Origin of the sequence: Mongoliimonas terrestris (assembly GCF_001927285.1) — a bacterium.
Classification (GTDB): Bacteria; Pseudomonadota; Alphaproteobacteria; order Rhizobiales; family Pleomorphomonadaceae; genus Chthonobacter; species Chthonobacter terrestris.
Genome location: NZ_MSIG01000018.1, coordinates 2,501 through 20,393, shown reverse-complemented (window position 1 = coordinate 20,393; position 17,893 = coordinate 2,501). Strand labels below are relative to the sequence as shown.

The 17,893-nt window shown below is 71.1% G+C and carries 15 protein-coding genes; 6 read left to right on the top strand and 9 right to left on the bottom strand.

Annotated elements, in window-relative coordinates; translation table 11 throughout:
- Nucleotides 1-28: 28 nt before the first annotated feature.
- On the top strand, nucleotides 29-2,218 hold the full coding sequence (glgB, locus tag BUQ68_RS19495; protein WP_075217696.1) for a 1,4-alpha-glucan branching protein GlgB: 2,190 nt from the start codon (nucleotides 29-31) through the stop codon (nucleotides 2,216-2,218).
- 144 nt (nucleotides 2,219-2,362) lie between these two features.
- On the opposite strand, the gene BUQ68_RS19490 is transcribed toward glgB, so the two are convergent.
- From BUQ68_RS19490 to BUQ68_RS19465, 6 genes are all read right to left on the bottom strand, one after another.
- Complete coding sequence (locus BUQ68_RS19490) at nucleotides 2,363-2,815, bottom strand: nuclear transport factor 2 family protein (RefSeq protein WP_075217695.1); 453 nt, start codon at nucleotides 2,813-2,815, stop codon at nucleotides 2,363-2,365.
- A 146-nt stretch (nucleotides 2,816-2,961) separates the two neighbouring features.
- Nucleotides 2,962-3,705: a tRNA pseudouridine(38-40) synthase TruA gene (gene truA, locus BUQ68_RS19485; protein ID WP_075217694.1), complete on the bottom strand. Its 744-nt coding sequence runs from the start codon at nucleotides 3,703-3,705 to the stop codon at nucleotides 2,962-2,964.
- Nucleotides 3,706-3,708: 3 nt separating this feature from the next.
- The gene (gene fmt, locus BUQ68_RS19480; protein ID WP_075217693.1) at nucleotides 3,709-4,641 is read right to left on the bottom strand and encodes a methionyl-tRNA formyltransferase; all 933 of its coding nucleotides are present in this window, start codon (nucleotides 4,639-4,641) and stop codon (nucleotides 3,709-3,711) included.
- 141 nt (nucleotides 4,642-4,782) lie between these two features.
- A complete protein-coding gene (gene def, locus BUQ68_RS19475) occupies nucleotides 4,783-5,307 on the bottom strand; it encodes a peptide deformylase (protein WP_075217692.1) in 525 nt (174 codons plus the stop codon).
- Nucleotides 5,308-5,479: 172 nt separating this feature from the next.
- Complete coding sequence (locus BUQ68_RS19470) at nucleotides 5,480-6,925, bottom strand: HAMP domain-containing histidine kinase (protein ID WP_075217736.1); 1,446 nt, start codon at nucleotides 6,923-6,925, stop codon at nucleotides 5,480-5,482.
- Between the two features lie 11 nt (nucleotides 6,926-6,936).
- Nucleotides 6,937-7,665 (bottom strand): response regulator, encoded by a 729-nt coding sequence (locus BUQ68_RS19465; protein WP_075217691.1) that lies wholly within the window; start codon nucleotides 7,663-7,665, stop codon nucleotides 6,937-6,939.
- A 260-nt stretch (nucleotides 7,666-7,925) separates the two neighbouring features.
- On the opposite strand from BUQ68_RS19465, the gene BUQ68_RS19460 reads away from it, so the two are divergent.
- The 3 genes from BUQ68_RS19460 to fae all read left to right on the top strand — a co-directional run bounded on the left by BUQ68_RS19460 (nucleotide 7,926) and on the right by fae (nucleotide 10,484).
- The gene (locus BUQ68_RS19460; RefSeq protein WP_075217690.1) at nucleotides 7,926-8,543 is read left to right on the top strand and encodes an EF-hand domain-containing protein; all 618 of its coding nucleotides are present in this window, start codon (nucleotides 7,926-7,928) and stop codon (nucleotides 8,541-8,543) included.
- A 412-nt stretch (nucleotides 8,544-8,955) separates the two neighbouring features.
- Nucleotides 8,956-9,825 (top strand): bifunctional methylenetetrahydrofolate dehydrogenase/methenyltetrahydrofolate cyclohydrolase FolD, encoded by an 870-nt coding sequence (gene folD / locus BUQ68_RS19455; RefSeq protein ID WP_075217689.1) that lies wholly within the window; start codon nucleotides 8,956-8,958, stop codon nucleotides 9,823-9,825.
- A 119-nt stretch (nucleotides 9,826-9,944) separates the two neighbouring features.
- Nucleotides 9,945-10,484, top strand: coding sequence for a formaldehyde-activating enzyme (gene fae, locus BUQ68_RS19450; protein WP_075217688.1), 540 nt, complete (start codon nucleotides 9,945-9,947; stop codon nucleotides 10,482-10,484).
- Nucleotides 10,485-10,829: 345 nt separating this feature from the next.
- Here the strand turns inward: fae and BUQ68_RS19445 are convergent, their stop codons facing one another.
- Entirely contained in the window at nucleotides 10,830-12,077 is a 1,248-nt protein-coding gene (locus BUQ68_RS19445) for a TIGR03862 family flavoprotein (protein ID WP_075217687.1), read from the bottom strand.
- A 141-nt stretch (nucleotides 12,078-12,218) separates the two neighbouring features.
- On the opposite strand from BUQ68_RS19445, the gene arfB reads away from it, so the two are divergent.
- Together arfB and BUQ68_RS19435 are read left to right on the top strand one after the other, a co-directional pair.
- On the top strand, nucleotides 12,219-12,641 hold the full coding sequence (gene arfB, locus BUQ68_RS19440; RefSeq protein ID WP_075217686.1) for an alternative ribosome rescue aminoacyl-tRNA hydrolase ArfB: 423 nt from the start codon (nucleotides 12,219-12,221) through the stop codon (nucleotides 12,639-12,641).
- A gap of 68 nt (nucleotides 12,642-12,709) precedes the next feature.
- Nucleotides 12,710-13,120 carry a GFA family protein gene (locus BUQ68_RS19435; protein WP_075217685.1) on the top strand — a complete coding sequence of 137 codons (411 nt, stop codon included), beginning with the start codon at nucleotides 12,710-12,712 and terminating at the stop codon, nucleotides 13,118-13,120.
- A 25-nt stretch (nucleotides 13,121-13,145) separates the two neighbouring features.
- Here BUQ68_RS19435 and BUQ68_RS24470 read toward each other — a convergent pair whose 3' ends face one another.
- The gene (locus BUQ68_RS24470) at nucleotides 13,146-16,628 is read right to left on the bottom strand and encodes an ATP-binding protein (protein ID WP_075217684.1); all 3,483 of its coding nucleotides are present in this window, start codon (nucleotides 16,626-16,628) and stop codon (nucleotides 13,146-13,148) included.
- On the bottom strand, nucleotides 16,628-17,851 hold the full coding sequence (locus BUQ68_RS19425; protein ID WP_075217683.1) for a metallophosphoesterase family protein: 1,224 nt from the start codon (nucleotides 17,849-17,851) through the stop codon (nucleotides 16,628-16,630). The genes BUQ68_RS24470 and BUQ68_RS19425 overlap by 1 nt, the downstream gene beginning before the upstream one ends.
- Nucleotides 17,852-17,893 lie beyond the last annotated feature (42 nt).

Here is a 17,893-nt window from a genome sequence, read left to right as displayed (position 1 = left end):
GCCAAACGAACGAGGACGGGAGGTCCCCATGGCGGTGGAGAGCGTGAGAGCGGGACTGGAGGCGGGCGCCCTTCGGGCGATCGTGGACGGCGCGCACGGGGATCCGTTCGCCGTGCTCGGGCCGCATCGCACGCCGCGCGGCAGCGTGATCCGCGCTTTCCTGCCGAATGCCGTCAGCGCCGAGGTGCGGTCGGGCGGCGAGACGGTCGGCACCTTCGCGCACGTGGAGGCCGGCCTCTGGGTCGCCCCGGTGGAGCGTCTGCCGGAGCACTACACGATTCGCGCCACCTGGGACGCCGGCACGCACGAGGCGGAGGACCCTTACGCCTTCCCGCTGCTCCTCGGCGAGATGGACGTCTATCTTCTGGCCGAGGGCGCCCACCGGCAGCTCGCCGACACGCTCGGGGCGGTGGTCACCACGGTGGAGGGCGTGCCGGGGGTGCGCTTCGCCGTCTGGGCGCCGAACGCCCGGCGGGTGTCGGTGGTCGGCGACTTCAACGCCTGGGACGGGCGGCGCCACCCGATGCGGCTGCGCCGCGAATGCGGGGTGTGGGAGCTCTTCCTGCCGCGGCTCGGCCCCGGCGAGCGCTACAAGTACGAGATCATGGCGGCCGACGGCACCGTGCTGCCGCTGAAGGCCGATCCGCTCGCCCGCCGGTTCGAGCATCCTCCCGCCACCGCCTCCATCGTGGCCGACCCGGCGCCCTTCGCCTGGACCGACGAAGCCTGGCTTACCGCGCGCGCCGACCGGCAGGCCGCGACGGCGCCCATGAGCATCTACGAGGTGCATCCGGGATCCTGGCGCCGCCGGCCGGACGGTGCCGTGGACTGGGCCTTCCTCGCCGACACGCTGGTGCCCTACGTGCGGCACATGGGCTTCACCCACATCGAGTTCCTGCCGATCACCGAGCACCCGTTCGGCGGCTCCTGGGGCTACCAGCCGCTCGGGATGTTCGCGCCCACTGCCCGCTACGGCGAGCCGGCCGACTTCGCCCGCTTCGTCGACCGCTGCCACCAGGAGGAGGTGGGCGTCATCCTCGACTGGGTGCCGGCCCATTTCCCGGCCGACAGCCATGGGCTCGCGCGGTTCGACGGCACGGCCCTCTACGAGCACGAGGACCCGCGCGAGGGCTTCCATCAGGACTGGAACACGCTGATCTACAACTTCGGCCGCACCGAGGTGATCGGCTTCCTGGTGGCCTCGGCGCTGGAATGGCTGCAGCGCTTCCACGTAGACGGGCTGAGGGTCGACGCGGTCGCCTCCATGCTCTACCGCGACTATTCCCGCAAGCACGGGGAGTGGATCCCCAACCAGCACGGCGGCCGGGAGAACCTGGAGGCGGTGGCCTTCCTCAAGCATTTCAACGGGGTGGTCCGGTTCGAGGTGCCCAACGCGCTGACCATCGCGGAGGAATCCACCGCCTGGCCGGGGGTCACCGGCGACCTCGCCCACGGCGGCCTGGGGTTTTCGCTGAAGTGGAACATGGGCTGGATGCACGACACGCTCGGCTATGCGGGACGCGAGCCGGTGCACCGGCGCTTCCACCACGACGCCATCACCTTCGGCCTCGTCTACGCCTTCTCCGAACGCTTCGTGCTGCCGCTCAGCCACGACGAGGTCGTGCACGGCAAGCGCTCGCTGATCGGCCGCATGCCGGGCGACGCCTGGCAGCGGATGGCGACGCTTAGGGCCTACTACGGCCTGATGTGGACGCATCCGGGCAAGAAGCTGATCTTCATGGGCGGCGAGATCGCCCAGGAGCGGGAGTGGAACCACGACGGCGAGCTCGACTGGTGGCTGCTGGAGAAGCCGGAGCACGCCGGCCTCAACCGGCTCGTCCGCGACCTCAACACGCTCTACCGGGCCGAACCGGCGCTGCACGCCCGCGACCACGAGCCGGGCGGGTTCCAGTGGGTGATCGGCGACGACCGGGACCACTCGGTCTACGCCTATCTGCGCCACGGCTTCGAGACCGATCCGCCGGCGCTCGTCGTCTGCAACTTCACGCCGGTGCCGCGCGGCGGCTATCGGGTGGGCGTGCCCGTGGCGGGCACCTGGGAAGAGGTGATGAACACCGACGCGGCGCTCTACGGCGGCAGCAATGTCGGCAACGGGGGTGCGCTGGAGACGGAGGCGGAGGCGAGCCACGGGCACGCGCAGTCGCTCACTCTCACCCTGCCGCCGCTCGCCACCGTGGTGTTCCGGCTCCTGCGGTGACCGGAAAACCGCGGATCCCGGGCGTTCAAGACGCGACCGGGCGCCTCCACCGGGGTGGAGACGCCCGAGCCGGCCGGTCCTCCGACGGGACGGTCAGCGGGATCCGGGGCCCGCTGACCGTCCCCTGGGCGGGGGACGCTGGTGTCAGTTGACGGGAGTGATCTCGTGGCGGGAGATCAGCCAGACGCCGTCGGTGTTCTGGAACTCCATGGTGAAGTTGGCGGTCACCGTCTCGGAGCCGGCGACGATCTCCTTGACGCCGGTCTTCACCACCGTGTCGCAGTCGATCTGGGCGGTGCTCTCCTTCAGCGTCGCGCGCGGGGTGACGTCCACGAAGGTGTTCCAGTAGTCGCGGATTTCGGTGCGCTCGCTCATCGCGCCGTCCTTGTCGTGCGGCTTGAACGTGTGCTCGTTGGTGTAGTGGGCGAGAACGAGGTCCGGGTTCTGGCCCGGCAGGGCCTTGGCCCAGCGGTCGAACAGGGCGGTGGCCTTGGTGGCGTCCATCTCGACGCAGCCGGCCGTGTTGGCGAGCGCCGGCGTGGCGGCGACGAGGACGAGGGACGACACGGCAACGGCAATCGAATGCTTCGCAGTCATGGGGTTCCTCCACTGGGCTAAGGCGCCGACGGCCTCCCGCCGCCGGGCTCAGCCTCAGCTAGGTGGAACCACGTAGGCGTTGAAGAGATCTAATCGATTAAATTTCCGTAAGGTCAGGCTGGCGCTGACGCTCTGCGGTCGCCCGCTCAATAGTCGACCTGGACGAGGCAGAGGCCGGCGGCCGGCGCCACCGGGCCGCAGGCGGTCCGGTCGGCGGCCTTCAGCGCCGCGGCGATATCGTCCGCCGTCCAGCTGCCGTCGCCGACCTTGCGCAGGCTGCCGACCATGGACCGCACCTGGTTGTGCAGGAAGGAGCGGGCATCGGTGAGGACGCGGATCTCGTCGCCGGCGCGCACCACGTCCAGCCGGTCCAAGGTTTTCATCGGACTGGCGGATTGGCAGTGGGTGGAGCGGAAGGTGGTGAAGTCGTGATGGCCGAGGAGGCGCCGGGCGGCGGCGTGCATGGCCTCCGCGTCGAGCCGCTTCGGCACGTGCCAGACCAGGTGCCGGTCGAGGGTCGGCGGGGCGCGGCGGTCGAAAATCCGGTAGACATAGTGGCGGCGGCGGGCGGAAAAGCGGGCGTCGAAGTCGTCGCCGACCGCCTCCGCGTCCACGATGGTCACCGGCCAGGGGCGGAGGTGCACGTTGGCGGCGTCGCGGATGGTGCCGGGGCGGACGGGCGCCGCAAGGTCGAAATGGGCAACCTGGCCGGTGGCGTGGACGCCCGCGTCGGTGCGGCCGGCGCCCTTCAGGGTCACCCGCTCGTGGGTGAAGTGGAAGATCGCCGTCTCGATCAGGCCTTGCACGCTCTCACCGGCCCAGTCCGCCTGCCGCTGCCAGCCGACGAACGGGGTGCCGTCATACTCCACGTGGATCCTGTAGCGCGGCATGGGTCAGCCGAACACGGCGCCGGGGGCGAGCCGGGCGCCTCGGAAAAAGTCCTGGAAGGACATGGCCTTGGACCCGGCCCGCTGGACCGTGGCGAGCCGGACAGCGCCCTCGCCGCAGCCGACCGTGCCGTCGCCGTCGAGGAGGGTGCCGGGCGCTCCGGCGCCCTCCGCCCGGAAGGTGCGCACCACCTTCACCCGCTCCGGTCCCTTGCCGAGGTCGGCGGAAAACCAGGCGCCGGGGAAGGGGGCGAGGCCGCGGGCGTGGTCGTGGACGGCCTTGGACGGCCGGGTCCAATCGATGCGGGTCTCCGCGTTGCCGAGCTTGTGGGCGTAGACGACGCCGTCCTCCGCCTGCGGCCGGTAGGTGAGGCCGCCGCGCTCCAGGCCGCCGAGGGCGCGGATCATCAGGTCGGCGCCGAGGGGGGCGAGGGCGTCGTGCAATTCGCCGGCGGTCATGTCCGGGCCGATCGCCAGCCGCTCGGCCATGGCGACCGGGCCGGTGTCGAGCCCTTCCTCCATGCGCATCACCATGACGCCGGTTTCGCTGTCGCCGGCCATGATGGCCCGGTTGATGGGCGCGGCGCCGCGCCAGCGCGGCAGGAGGGACGCGTGGAGATTGAGGCAACCCTCGGTCGGCGCTTCCAGAATCGGCGTCGGCAGCAGGAGGCCGTAGGCCACCACGACCGCGACGTCGGCCTCGTGGCTGGCGAAGATCGCCTGGGCGTCCGGGTCCTTCAGGGTCTTCGGGGTGAACACCGGAATGCCGAAGGCGTCCGCCTGCTCGTGCACCGGCGAGCGCCGTTCGGCAAGGCCCCGGCCGGCGGGGCGGGGCGCGCGGGTGTAGGCGGCCACCACCTCGTGGCCGTGGCCGATCAGGGAGACGAGCACCGGCACCGCGAAGTCGGGCGTGCCCATGAAGACGATCTTGAGCGGCATCAGCGTATCCGGGCGACGCGGCGTCGGCGCCTTGGTGGCAGCGCAAACTCAACGTCGCCAAAGGGTTAGGACGGCACGAGCCCGTCACTGGCGCCTTGTCTTAGACCCAAGCAGCAGCGCGGTCCAGCAGACCGGCGGCAGTCAGGCGACGCCCTTGGCGCGCTCGCGGGCCTGCTTGGTGAACTTGCGCACCACCCGGTCGCGCTTCAGCTTGGAGATGTGATCGATGAAGAGCACGCCGTTCAGGTGATCGATCTCGTGCTGGAGGCAGGTGGCGAGGATGCCCTCGGCCTCCACCTCCTTGGTTTCGCCGGTCAGATCCCTGTATCGGACCGTCACGCGCGAGGGACGCTCCACCTCTTCGAAGTATTCCGGGATGGAGAGGCAGCCTTCCTCGTAGGTCGAGGTCTCCTCCGACACGGAAAGAACTTCCGGGTTGATGAAGACCTGCGGCACCCGCGCGTCGTCGTCTCTCGACACGTCGATGGTGACGATGCGCAGCGGCGCGCCGACCTGGATCGCCGCAAGACCGATACCGGGGGCGTCGTACATGGTCTCGAACATGTCGTCGACCAGACGACGAACCTCCGGCGTGATCTCGCCCACCGGCGACGACACGAGACGGAGCTGGGAATCGGGGAGGATCACGAGCGGACGGATGGACATGGATCGGAAATATGGGAAGCCGGAACGGCGGTCAATACGGCACGAAACCGGACATCCGTCGAACATCCTGTTGCGCCGACGACGTCTTGGTTGGGCCTTGTAGCGGCCCCGTAGCGGCCTTGTCGCCCCGATGTCGCCCGGTGCAGCCGGCTTCGGGTCGGCGCCCGTCCGCTCACCCCCGCCCGGTCGCCCGCGGCAGCCGGATCGTCGCCCGGAGGCCCCCCTCGGCGCGGTTGGCGAGGGTCAGGTCTCCCCCGTGCCGGCGCACGATGGAGCGGGCGGTGGAGAGGCCGAGGCCGACGCCGCCGGTGTCCAGGTTGCGGGATGTCTCCAACCGCACGAAGGGCTCGAACACCTCCTCCAGCCGGTCGGGCGGGATGCCGGGACCGTCGTCGTCCACGGTGATGATCGCCTCGGTCGGCGTCGCCGCCACGTGGATGCGGGCGCTGGTGCCGTAGCGGATGGCGTTCTCCACGAGGTTGCGGAGCGCCCGGCGGAGCGAGACCGGCCGGAGCGGCATCTCCAGCTTGTCCGGTCCCTCCACCGTCACCGGATGGCCGATGTCGGCGAAGTCGTCGGCGACGGCGGAGACGAGGGCGGCGAGGTCGGTCGGGTGGGAGTCCTCGGCGAGGGCATCGTCGCGGGCGAAGGCGAGGGTCGCCTCGGTCATCCGGCTCATCTCCTCCACCGTCTCGATGATGCGGTCGCGCACCTCCGGGTCGTCGACGAACTCGGCGCGCAGGCGCAGCGAGGTGAGCGGGGTGCGCAGGTCGTGGCTGATGGCGGCGAGCATGCGGGTGCGGTCGGCGACGAAGCGGCGGACCCGGTCGTGCATGGCGTTGAACGCCTGCACGGTCCGGCGCACCTCCTCCGGGCCGGTCTCCGGCAAGGCGTCGACGGTCTCGCCGCGGCCCATCCGGTCGGCGGCCCCGGCAAGGTCGCGGAGCGGCCGGGTGATCCGCCGGACCATGAAGGCGGCGACGAGCACGATGCCGGCGGCGACGAGCAGGGTCTGGGTCGCCATCGGCCAGGCCCAGAGGCTCGGGCGCGGCAGGATGGTCTCCGCGTTCAGCCAGCGCCCGTCGGCGAGCCGGGCGGAGACGCTGACCACCGGGATAAGCGGCCGGCCGCGGCCGGCAAGGTCGCGCTCCGGCCCGCCGGCCCCCCTGGCGGCGCCGTCCGGCGGCCCGCGCTCCCGCCGGCCGTCGTCGTCCCGTTCTTCTTCGGCCTCGCGGCGGCCGTCGCGGCGGTCGCGGAACTCCTGGAGCGGACGGCCGCGCACCTCGGCGCGCACCTCGCGCCCGTCGAAGGCGTCGCGGATCACCGAGGCGGCGAAGGCGTCGTCGTCCGGCGCCTGGGGGCCGATCAGCGGGTCCGGGTCGATGGTGTAGCGCACCCGGTTGGTGCTCGCCGCCTGCACGACGCGCTCCTCCACGTCGGCCGGCACGTCGTCCACCAGGCGGACGAGAGCGGCGGCGCGGGCGAGCACCTGCTCGCGGGTCGCCTGCTCGATGGCGTCGCGCCGGCTCATGGCGAAATAGACGACGGACAGCATCTGGCCGACGATCAGCGCCCCGAGGAGGAGCGCGATCAGCTGGCCGGCGAGGCTGCGAGGCATCAGGCGAAGCTTCACCCGTCGATCTCCGTCACGTCAGCGGAAAACATGTAGCCGCCGCCCCAGACGGTCTTGATGAGGTGCGGCGCCTTCGGGTCCGCCTCGATCTTCTTGCGCAGCCGGCTGACCTGATTGTCGATGGAGCGGTCGAACACCTGCGGGGTGCGGCCGGAGGTGAGGTCCATCAGCTGGTCGCGGGAGAGCACCATGTTGGGCCGCTTCAGGAAGGCGGCGAGCAGCTGAAACTCGGCGGTGGAGAGCGGCATGCCGACGCCGGCGTCGTCGAAGAGCTCGCGGCGGGCGACGTCGAGCACGAAGCGGTCGAAGGCGAGCCGCTTGGCGGCGAGCGGATCGCGCGGCTTCGGCACCGCCTGGGTGCGTCGGAGCACTGCCCGGATGCGGGCGAGGAGTTCGCGCGGGTTGAACGGCTTGGTCAGATAGTCGTCGGCGCCGATCTCCAGGCCCACCACCCGGTCGGTGTCCTCCGCCATGGCGGTGAGGAGGATGACCGGCGTGTCGCCGCTCTCGCGCACGTGCCGGCAGAGCGACAGGCCGTCCTCGCCCGGCATCATGATGTCGAGAACCAGGAGGTCGATGGCGGCCGCCTTCATGGCCTTGCGGGCGGCGGCGGCGTTTTCCGCGGTGGTCACCCGGAAGCCGTTCTTGGTGAGGTAGCGGCCGATCAGGTCGCGGATGTCGCGATGGTCGTCCACGACGAGGATGTGCGGGGAGGGGTCGGTCATGCGCGGGTCCGCCGGTCGGACGGGGCGAGGCCCCGATCTGTCATGACCCTATCTGTCACGGCGACCGGCCAAGGGGCCAGCCGAACTTGTATCCACCTGTGTCAGGGCGGGTGCCTGACATGGTCGGCGACACTTGCCCGGTTTCGGGACGAAGTTATGCGACATTCGATGCCTATGTTGGCCTTGTCGGCGGCACACCAACGCCGCCCCCGGCCGGCGCCTCCGGCGCCGCCGGGACAGAAAGGTCAAGGAGAATGCCCATGAAGACCCTCACCTGGACGGCCGTGGTCGCCGCGGCCTTCGTCGCCGCCATGCCGCTCGCCCATGCCGGTCCCGGCGACCGGGACGGCTGGCGCGGTCACCGCGATGGCCACCACGGGGGCCGCCACGGCGGACCCGGCATGGCGCGCATGCTGATGGAGCGCTACGACACCGACAAGGACGGCAAGGTCACCCAGGCGGAGATCGACGCCGTGCAGGCGGAGCGCTTCACCACGGCGGCCGGCGCCAACGGCCAGTCCATCTCGATCGACCAGTTCGAGACCCTCTACAACGCCGAGCACCGGGAGCGCATGGTCCGCGCCTTCCAGCGGCTCGACCGGGACGGCGACGGCCAGGTGACCCGCGAGGAGTTCAACCGCCGCACCGACGGCATGGTCGCCCGCATGGACCGCGACGGCGACGGCGCCCTGGCGCCGACGGACGGCCGCCGCGGTGAGGGTCGTGGCGAAGGCCGCCGCGGCTGGTGGCAGGGCGAGCGCGGCGAAGGCCGCGGCCCGGGCATGGGCAACGGCCCGGGGATGGGCAACGGTCCGATGGGCGACGGCCCGATGGGCGGGCCGGACGCGCCGGTGGATGAGGGCGACGACACGCCGTGACGGGTTGAAGCCGATTGAAGAGAAAGCCCCGTCCGCCGAACCGGCGGGCGGGGTTTTCGTGTGGGGGGTTGAGGAGTGGTGGGAGAGTGGAAGGAAAGCATCGCCGGTCCATCTGCACCGGGCCACGACGCGGCCTTTCCGCCATCCCGATCCGGTGTAAACTTCTTCTGAAGCCAAGCAAAGAAACAGTGAAACTGCCCGCTTTCCCTGTACATGCCGCGCCTTATCTGCCTTCATCCATGTATTTGATGGCAATCTCCTGCGTCGAGTTGCCTCAAGGCTGCCTTTTCGGATGACTTCCGTCAGGCAGCGTCGCAAAAGGAAAAGCAGCAACGGGGCGAAAGGGGCGGGGGCACGGTGCCGGAGCGGCAGCGAACCTGGAACGCCGGTAGGCCTTGGATAGGGAGTTGAGATGACTGCGTCCATCATCGACGGTTTTGCCGCCGCAGCCGAACTTCGCGAACAGGTTTCCCGCGAAGCCGCCGCCCTCAAGGCCAGCCACGGCGTGGTCCCGGGCCTTGCCGTGGTGCTGGTCGGCGAGGATCCGGCAAGCGCGGTCTACGTGCGCAACAAGCTGAAGGCGACCGCCGAGTGTGGCCTGAAAAGCCTGGAGTTCAAGCTCTCGGAGTCCGCCACCGAGGAGGAGGTGCTGGCGCTCGTCAAGCGCCTCAACGCCGATCCCGCCGTGCACGGCATCCTCGTTCAGCTGCCACTCCCCAAGCAGATCGACAGCGACAAGGTGCTCGGCCTCATCGACCCGGACAAGGACGTGGACGGCTTCCACCCGGTCAACGCCGGCCGCCTCTCGGTCGGCCTGCCGGGCTTCGTGCCCTGCACCCCGCGCGGGTCGCAGATCCTGATCGACCGCATCCTGCCGGATCTCTCCGGCAAGACCGCCGTGGTGATCGGCCGCTCCAACATCGTCGGCAAGCCGATGGCCCAGCTTCTCCTGCAGAAGAACGCCACCGTCACCATCGCCCACTCCCGCACCAAGGACCTGCCGGCCGTCTGCCGCACGGCCGACGTGCTGGTGGCCGCCGTCGGCCGGCCGCTGATGGTCAAGGGCGACTGGATCAAGCCGGGCGCCATCGTCATCGACGTCGGCATCAACCGCATCGAGGTGGACGGCAAGGGCAAGATCGTCGGCGACGTGGACTTCGACAGCGCCAAGGAGGTGGCGGGCGCCATCACGCCGGTGCCGCGCGGCGTCGGCCCGATGACCATCGCCTGCCTGATGCTGAACACGCTCGACAGCGCCCGCCGGGCCTCAGGCGCCGCCTGACGAGACCGCCGGGCATCGACCACCAAGGGGCCGCGTGCGGCCATCCCGGCGCTGGACATCGTCCGCGCGGAATGGTCTAGCTCGCGGCCTTCGTTTTGTTTCAACGCAGGAGAGTCTCGATGTCCGACATCTGGTTCAAGGTGGGTGAGGCCACCGTGTTCGCGGCCGAGGGCCAGGCCACCGACGCCATGCCGGAGGTGCTCATCGGCTCCACCAAGGGCCCGGCCGGCCAGGCCTTCGCCACCATGATGGGCCAGGCCCAGGGCCACACCCGCATGTTCGTGGTGCGCGACTGCAACCAGCTGGTCCGCCCGGCCACCATGATGACCACCAAGGTCACCATCCAGTCGGCCGAGTACGTGAACCTCCTCGGCGGCGTGGTGCAGGGCGCCATCGGCGACGCCATCGTGGACGCGGTCGCCGAGGGGATCATCCCCAAGGAGATCGTCGACGACGTCTGCATGATCATCATGGTCTGGCTCGACCCGCGCTGCGCGGACGATGCGAACCTCGACAAGAAGAACCTCTACGACACCAACTACGAGGCCACCAAGCTCGCCATCGCCCGCGCCCTCAAGGGCGAGCCGACCATCGACGAGCTGATCGCCAACCGCAAGACGATCAAGCACTACGCCCTCGACGGCGTGGTCGACTATTGAGCCGAAGAGCGCCGTAGAAGCCCGCCGCCAAAAATCCCTCCCCCTTGCGGGTTCGGCCGAGGGGCAAGGCGAAGCAGTCCCGTGACTGCGTCGCGGGTTCGGCCGGAGGCCGGGGGAGGGGTCTGCCGTTTCGCTTGCGCAGACCGTTTCCCGGCCGACAGCCTTCCAGACGACCAACGCTCCAAACCACTTCAAGAATGCAAGAAAGTCGATTCAACAGAATCCCTTGCATCGATCCCCGCACGTGAAGTCTGAACCCCTCCGCCGGTCCTCACCCGTCGTCTCACCCGCTTCATCCTCGACGGAGCATCAGCGTCTTCCCGATCCACGTCCGGATGCGCTCCTTCATCCGTTTCCTGAGCCGGCTGACAGTTCGCCCGAACCGCCGCGCCCAAGCCAGCGCGCCACGCCGTCCGCGGCCCTGCGGCCGGTGGCGAAGCAGGCGGTCAGCAGGTAGCCGCCGGTGGGCGCGTCCCAGTCCAGCATCTCCCCGGCCACGAACACGCCCGGCCGGGCGCGGATCATCAGCCCGTCGTCGAGCCCGTCGAACCGCACGCCGCCGGCCGTGGAGATGGCCTCGGCGATGGGGAAGGGCGCTCCGACCGGGATCGGCAGCGCCTTCAGGAGCCCCGCGAGCGCGGCCGGATCCGCCGGCAGGTCCGCGCCCGCCACCTCCCGCAGAAGCGCCGCCTTCACCCCTTCAAGCCCCACCGTCTTCCGCAGAAACGACGCCCGGCTCTCCTTGCCGCGCGGCCGGGAGAGGTCGCGGACAAGCCGGTCCGCTGATCGGCCCGGCATCAGGTCGAAGCGGATCACCGCCGGCCGCCCCTCGGCCCGTGCCGCCCGAAGCGCCGCGCCGAGCGCGTAGACGAGCCCGCCTTCCAGGCCCCGCGCCGTCACCACGCATTCCCCCGGCACTTTGAGGCCGTCGACCTTGGCGATCACCGACTTCACCGGCGCCCCGGCGAAGCGCTCCCGCAGGTGCGCCGACCAGGCCACGTGCACCCCGGCGTTGGAGGCCTCCAACGGCGTCGACGGCGCGCCGGCCGCCGCCAGCGTCTCCACCCAGGCCCCGTCGGAGCCGAGCCTGGGCCAGGAAGCGCCACCGAGCGCCAGCACGGTCGCGACAGGCCGGACGATCACCGGCCCGTCCGGCGTCTCGAAGCCGAGCCCCCCGTCCGCGAAGCCGGTCCAGCGGTGCCGGGTGCGGATCGTCACCCCCCGCGCCTCCAGCCGCCTGAGCCAGGCGCGCAAGAGCGGCGAGGCCTTCATCACCTTGGGGAAGATCCGCCCCGACGTCCCGACGAAGGTCTCCGCCCCGAGCCCGTCCGCCCACGCCCGAACGGCGTCGGGCGGCATCGCCTCGAGGCTCGGTCCAAGTGCCGCCGATCCCGTCGATCCATAGCGGCCGATGAATGCGTCGAAGGGTTCCGCGTGGGTGAGGTTGAGCCCCGACTTGCCGGCGAGCAGGAACTTCCGGCCGACAGTCGGCATGCGGTCGTAGACCACGACGGCGATGCCGTGCTCCGACAAGCGCTCCGCCGCCGCGAGACCCGCGGGGCCTCCGCCGACCACGGCTACAAGGGGCGACATGACGGGACTACGTAGGGCGACATGTTATACCTCGATGGGGCCAGGAGCCGCCGTGAGTGCCCGGTTTGACGCCCCGGATCAAGGGTCGCAGCCGGCGCCGGGACCGTTCCGTCCGGCGAAACCCTCGTGTAGGGTCCCGCCATGATCCGCGTCACCGACACCCTCTTCATCGACGAGAACGACCTGACCGAGAGCTTCGTCCAGGCCTCCGGGCCGGGCGGGCAGAACGTCAACAAGGTCGCGACGGCGGTGTCGCTGCGCTACGACCTCTACAACGCCGCCAGCATCCCGTGGGACGTGAAGGTGCGCGCCGCCCGCATCGCCGGCCGCAAGGTAACCCGCGACGGCGCCATCGTGATCACCGCCCAGCGCCACCGCACCCAGGAGCGCAACCGCGCCGACGCGGTCGATCGGCTGGTGGACATCCTCAAGGAGGCGGCGGTGCCGCCGAAGCCGCGCGTCGCCACCAAGCCCACCTATTCCAGCAAGCTCCGCCGCCTCGACGGCAAGGCCAAGCGCAGCAGCGTCAAGCGCAACCGTCAGTCGCCGCCGGGCGACGACTGATCGGCTGCTGCCACCCGGTGTCATCATGCGGCGCGATGCTGGGGCCGTCTCTACAGGGAGGATGGGCCATGTCGGATCCGGTGCTCGAAGGCGGCTGTCTCTGCGGCGCGGTGCGCTACAAAGTCCGCTTCAACACCCCCTACATCGACTACTGTCACTGCGTCATGTGCCGCAAGTCGACCGGCGGTCTGGCGCCCGCCTGGATCCAGGTGGAGCCCGCCGACTTCACGCTAACCCGCGGAACGCTCGGGGTTTTCGTCTCCTCCCCGAAGGCCAGCCGGCACTTCTGCACCCGCTGCGGCAGCCAGATCGCCATGACCTACCCCGCCGGCCGCTCCACGGGGATAACCGTCGCCACCCTGGACGACCCGGAGGCCGTCCGCCCCACCGTCCACGGCTGGGATTCCGCCCGACCGAGCTGGCTCTGCATCGCCGACGACCTGCCGCGCCACCCGGAGGACGTGCCTTACGACGTGTGAGCCGGCGGCGAAAAGCCGAGTGGAATCAGCGCTCTTCCAGCCGGATGACGGCGGCCCGGTCGGGCAGGGTCTCGGCGGCGATGCGGGCCACGTGCTCGTGGTGGGTGAAGAGGATGGCCTGCGCGCTCTCGCCGAACCGGGCGAGAGCGGCCAATCCGGCCGCCGTCCGGCCCTCGTCGAACGTCACGAACAGATCGTCCCCAATGAATGGAAGCGCCTCCGCCCGACTGCCGTGATCGAGCAAAGTCGCAAGTCTTAGAGAGAGATAGAGCTGATCGCGGGTCCCCTCCGAAAGGGCCTCCGGCGCCAGCCGCCGGTCGTCCGCCCGCACCGCCACGAGCCTTGCCTCCCCGTCCGCGTCATAGTCCGGCGCAAGGCCGCCATAGCGCCCCTCCGTCAGGTCCGCGAAGAAGCGGCTCGCCTCCGCGAGAACCGGGTTCTGGTGCCGCCGCCGGAACTCCTCCACGACCGCCCCGGCGAGCCGGCTCGCCGCCTGCAGGACACGCCAAGTCTCTGAAACGTCGACAAGATCGGCAAGCGCGGTCTCCGCCTCCTGGCCTGCGGATTCCGCCCCATCGCGGCCGATGACGGCCTCGTAGGCCTTCTCCGCCACGGTCCGTCCGGCCACGGCCTCCTCGTGCGCAAGGTCGAGGCGCGCAAGGGTCTCGCCGGCCTCCACCAGCGCCGCCCCGAGGCTGTCCGCGTCGAAATTCGCCAAGGCCGCCCGAAGGCTAGCCTCATCGTCCCCGGCTTCCCGGAGGAGCGCCGACCGATGCAGGGCGATCTCGCCATCGACCGCCGCCGCCCGCTCGGCGAGCCGGACCACCGCCCTCAGATCCCCCCCCGCGGGCTGGCCCGCAGCCGCCGCCAGTCGGGCGAGCGCCGCCGCGGCGGCAGCCGTCGCCTCCTCGACCCGGGCGAGATCCGCCTCGATCGTCCTCAGCCGCTCCCTGGCGGCATCCCGCCGCTCGCTCGTCCGCACCGCCTCGTCCAGGCGCTCGGTGAGCCGCTGGACCACGTCGGTCCCGCTCATCCCGGCGGACAGATCGGGCGCGACCGCGACCCGGAGCGCCTCCGCCGCCGCGTCGAAACGGGCGGATTCCCGCTCTGTTTTGGCCAACAGATCGCGCGCCTCGTGCAAGCGCATGGCCGTCTGCGGGACCTCGGTCCAGACCGAAAGCGCCGCCTCCGCCTCGACCGTCGACGCGGTCGGGGCAAGCCCGATCGCCGCCACCGCGGCCGACCATTGGCCGGTCCAGGCGGCCAGCGCCTCTGCCGCCCGCGCGGCCGTCTCGCCGCCGGCTTCCACGTGGCTCATGGCCTCCACGATCGCCTCGTCCCGTCGGCGGGCGGCGGCCCAAGCCTCCTCCCGCTCGCCGACCGCCGCCCGCGCGCGTGCGTAAGTCCCTGAAAGATCTGCCACATCGAACGTTTCGCCCACGTCGGCGGCAAGCCGGCGGAGCGCCGCACAGAGACGATCCGCCTCCTCCTCGGCAACCCAGCAGTCCGCCTTCGCGGCCTCCGCCGCATCGGCGAGAGCCACCAGGTCCGCCTGCCGGTCGAGCGCCGCGAGGGCCTGTGCCGGCGAGAGCGTCGGCTCCAGATCGTATTCGACAAGGCGCGCAGCCCAACTGGCCGCCACGGTTCCGGCTGCCGCCGTCGCGGCGTCGAGACTAAGGCCGGCGTCGGCGACAGCCCTTTCCGCCGCCAGCACGTCCTCTTGCCGGCGGTCCGCCGCAGCGGCCTTGTCGGCGGCGGCGAGCCGCCGATCCACCAGCCGATCGGCGGTCTCGATGGCCGCGTCGAGTGTCCGCGCCGCCGAAAACCGCTCCGAGGCCGACGCTTCCGCCTCGCCGAAGAGCACCGCCCGAACTGCAGTCCACGCCGCCGTCCGGTGGGCGCGGGCCTCGGTCACTGCGGCAAGAGCCGGAACCTCCGCGTCGGGTGCGGCACCGCCAAGCACCCGTTCCGCTTCGGTTTTTCGGCGCCGCGCGTCCGCCAGCCGCTCGGCCGCGCTCTCCACGGCCCGGCCCGCGGTCTCACCGGCGACCCGCGCGGCCTCCACCTCGGCCCGCGCGGGCAGCCGGCGCGCGCGGATCGGCGCGCCCGGACCCAATCCGGCGTTCCGCGCCGCCTCCTCCAGCCGCTGGACGGCCGTCGCCGCGGCGGCCCGTCGGCCGGCTACGTGCTTCAACGCCGCCTCCAGAGCGCCGAGCACGTCGAGGCTGGCCCGCAGCGGACGGGGATCGCCCCCGGCCGGATCCGCCTCTCGCAGGCCCTTCAGCCGGGCCAGCCTGTCCCGCGCCTCGGAAACCTGGCGCTGGGTCGCCTCCAATCGGGCGTCGAGCGTGGCGCGGGCGGCAATCAACTCCCGGATCCGCGCGATCGCTGCGGCGGTCGGGCGGCGGACGATCACGTCGCCGGCGTCCGCAAACCCCAGCCGCCGGGCCTGGTCGGCAAGGTCCTCCTCCAGACGCAGAATGCGTCCGCCGAAATCCGCCACGGTGGCACTCGCGGCCTCCCGTTGCCGGCGCCCGTCGGCGAGCCGGCGGATCCGCTCCGCCGCCTCGGTCAGCGCCGCGTCCACCGTGAGGGCGGCAAGTCCGTCGACCTCCCGCTGCCGGTCGGCAAGGAGGACGTTGCGGCGTTCGGCAAGCCGTTCGCGCTCCCCCTCCGCCGCCTGGAGCGTGTCGGCGAAATCAGCCGCCAGATCAGGCACTTCGCCAAGGGCAAGTCGGCTCGTGACGAGCCTGTCGAGCGCCGCCAGATGCGGCAGGGCTCGCGCCAGCCTCTGCAGGCGTGCCTCGTCGATGCGCGCCTGCCGCCGTTCCGTGTCGAGCGCGGCGACCTTGGCGGACGCGCCGTCGAGGTCCGCCCGTGCCCGCTGGACGGCTTCGGCGGTCAACGACAGGTCGGTGACCCGCTTGCGCGCCTCCAGATAGCGATCCATCGCCGCATAGACGGGTTTTCCGGCCGAGCGGCGCTCCGTGAACGTGGCTGCGGCTTCTTCGGTGACGATCCGACGGAGCTCCACCAGGCGGCCGAGGCCGGGCGCCGCGGAGAGCAGCGCTTCGCCCAGCCGGCCTTCGCCTTTCGCCAGCGCCCTTGCTCCAGCGCGGAGCCGGTCCTGGTCGAGCCCGAACGCCTCCAGGAAGAGGGCGCGGTCGACCCGGCCGAGAAAGGGGACGAGCGCGTCGTCCGGCAGCACGCCGTCGCCGGTGTCGTCCCGCAAGGTGGCGCGGTTGCCCTTTCGGCGACGGAAGTCGACGCGCCGTCCGTCCTTGGTCTGCAGCGTCGCGCCGACCCGCATGGACCCGTAGTCGTGCAGAAAATCGAACCGGCTCCGGGCCTCGATGCCGTAGAGAGCATCCACCAGGCCGGCGAGAGCCGAAGACTTCCCCGCTTCGTTGCGGCCGTGAACCACCACCAGCGGCTTGTCCGGCGGAAACAGCAGGGTGCGATCAGTGAATGGACCCCAGCGGTCCAGATGAAGAGCGAGGAGGCGCATCAGGGGTTGGCGAGCCGGGACTGGATGAGCGCGCGGGCGGCGGCGAGAACGCCCTCCGTATCCCCTTCGAGACGACCGGCCGCGAGCGGCGGCAGCTTGCCCTTGATGAGCGCGAGGTCGGCGGCAAGGTCCGCCGCGATGGCCGGATCGGCCAACACGGCGGCGAAAGCCTCGTCGAGATCGTCGAGAGCCACGGCGATCCCGCCGAACCCGCGCGGCGGCCGTGTCTCGGCCTTGACCCGTTCGATCGCGACCGTCTCGGAGACCGCCGCCGCCAGGGCTTGGAGTTCGGCGGCGAACCGCTCGCGGTCGGCGAGCAGCCGGTCGTGCAGAACGGTCTCGCCGATGACCCGGACGCGCACGGCGAGGGGGCGTCCGGCGGCCGCGGTGGCGGCGTCCTCCAGCCGAGCCCGTGCGCGGTCATGCACGGCATCGAGGGTCTCCGCACCGGAGACGTCCACCTCAACGAGCGCCCACCTTGCCGCGTCCACGGGCCGGTGTTCGATCGCGGAAACCCGCCCGTCCGTGACGGTCACGAGGGTCGCGCTGCGCTCGCCGGCTTCGCGCACATGGCGGCCCTGGATGTTGCCGGGATAGACCACGAAGGGATCTTGCTGGACCACCTCGCGGGTATGGATATGCCCGAGGCCCCAGTAGGCGTAGCCGAGCCGGGCAAGGTCGGCGATGCTGCACGGCGCATAGCCGGAATGGTCCGGCCGGCCATCGAGCGACGTGTGGAGAAGGCCGATGTTGAACCGGCCGGGCATGGCGGCCGGATAGCGGGGGATCATGTTCTCCGTCACGGCCCGCGTCTTGAAACTCATGCCGTGCACGGCGGCGCCGACCTCCGGAAGGTCGACCGTTCCCGCGGCGTCGGCGCCGAGCCACGCCATGCCGTCCGGCAGCGGAAGGCTTCGGGTCATCACATGCTCGGCGTCGTGATTGCCCCGAATGATGATGGCCCGGATCCCGGCGCGCGACAGGCGTGCCAGCCCGCGCACGAACAGCTGCCCGGTGGCATAGTCCTGCCAATCCTGGTCGAAGACGTCACCGGCGATGACCACGAAGGCGACCTTCTCGTCGATGGCCAGATCGACCAGAGCTTCGAAGGCGCGGCGGGACGCCCGGTCGAAGAGGGACGCGAGCTCCGGGGCACGGATCCGAAGCCCGGCGAGCGGGCTGCCAAGGTGAAGATCAGCGGCGTGCAGGAAGCGAAAGGCCAAGCGGGACTCCGGGAGCGGACAGGTCGGGCGTGTCGAGAACGT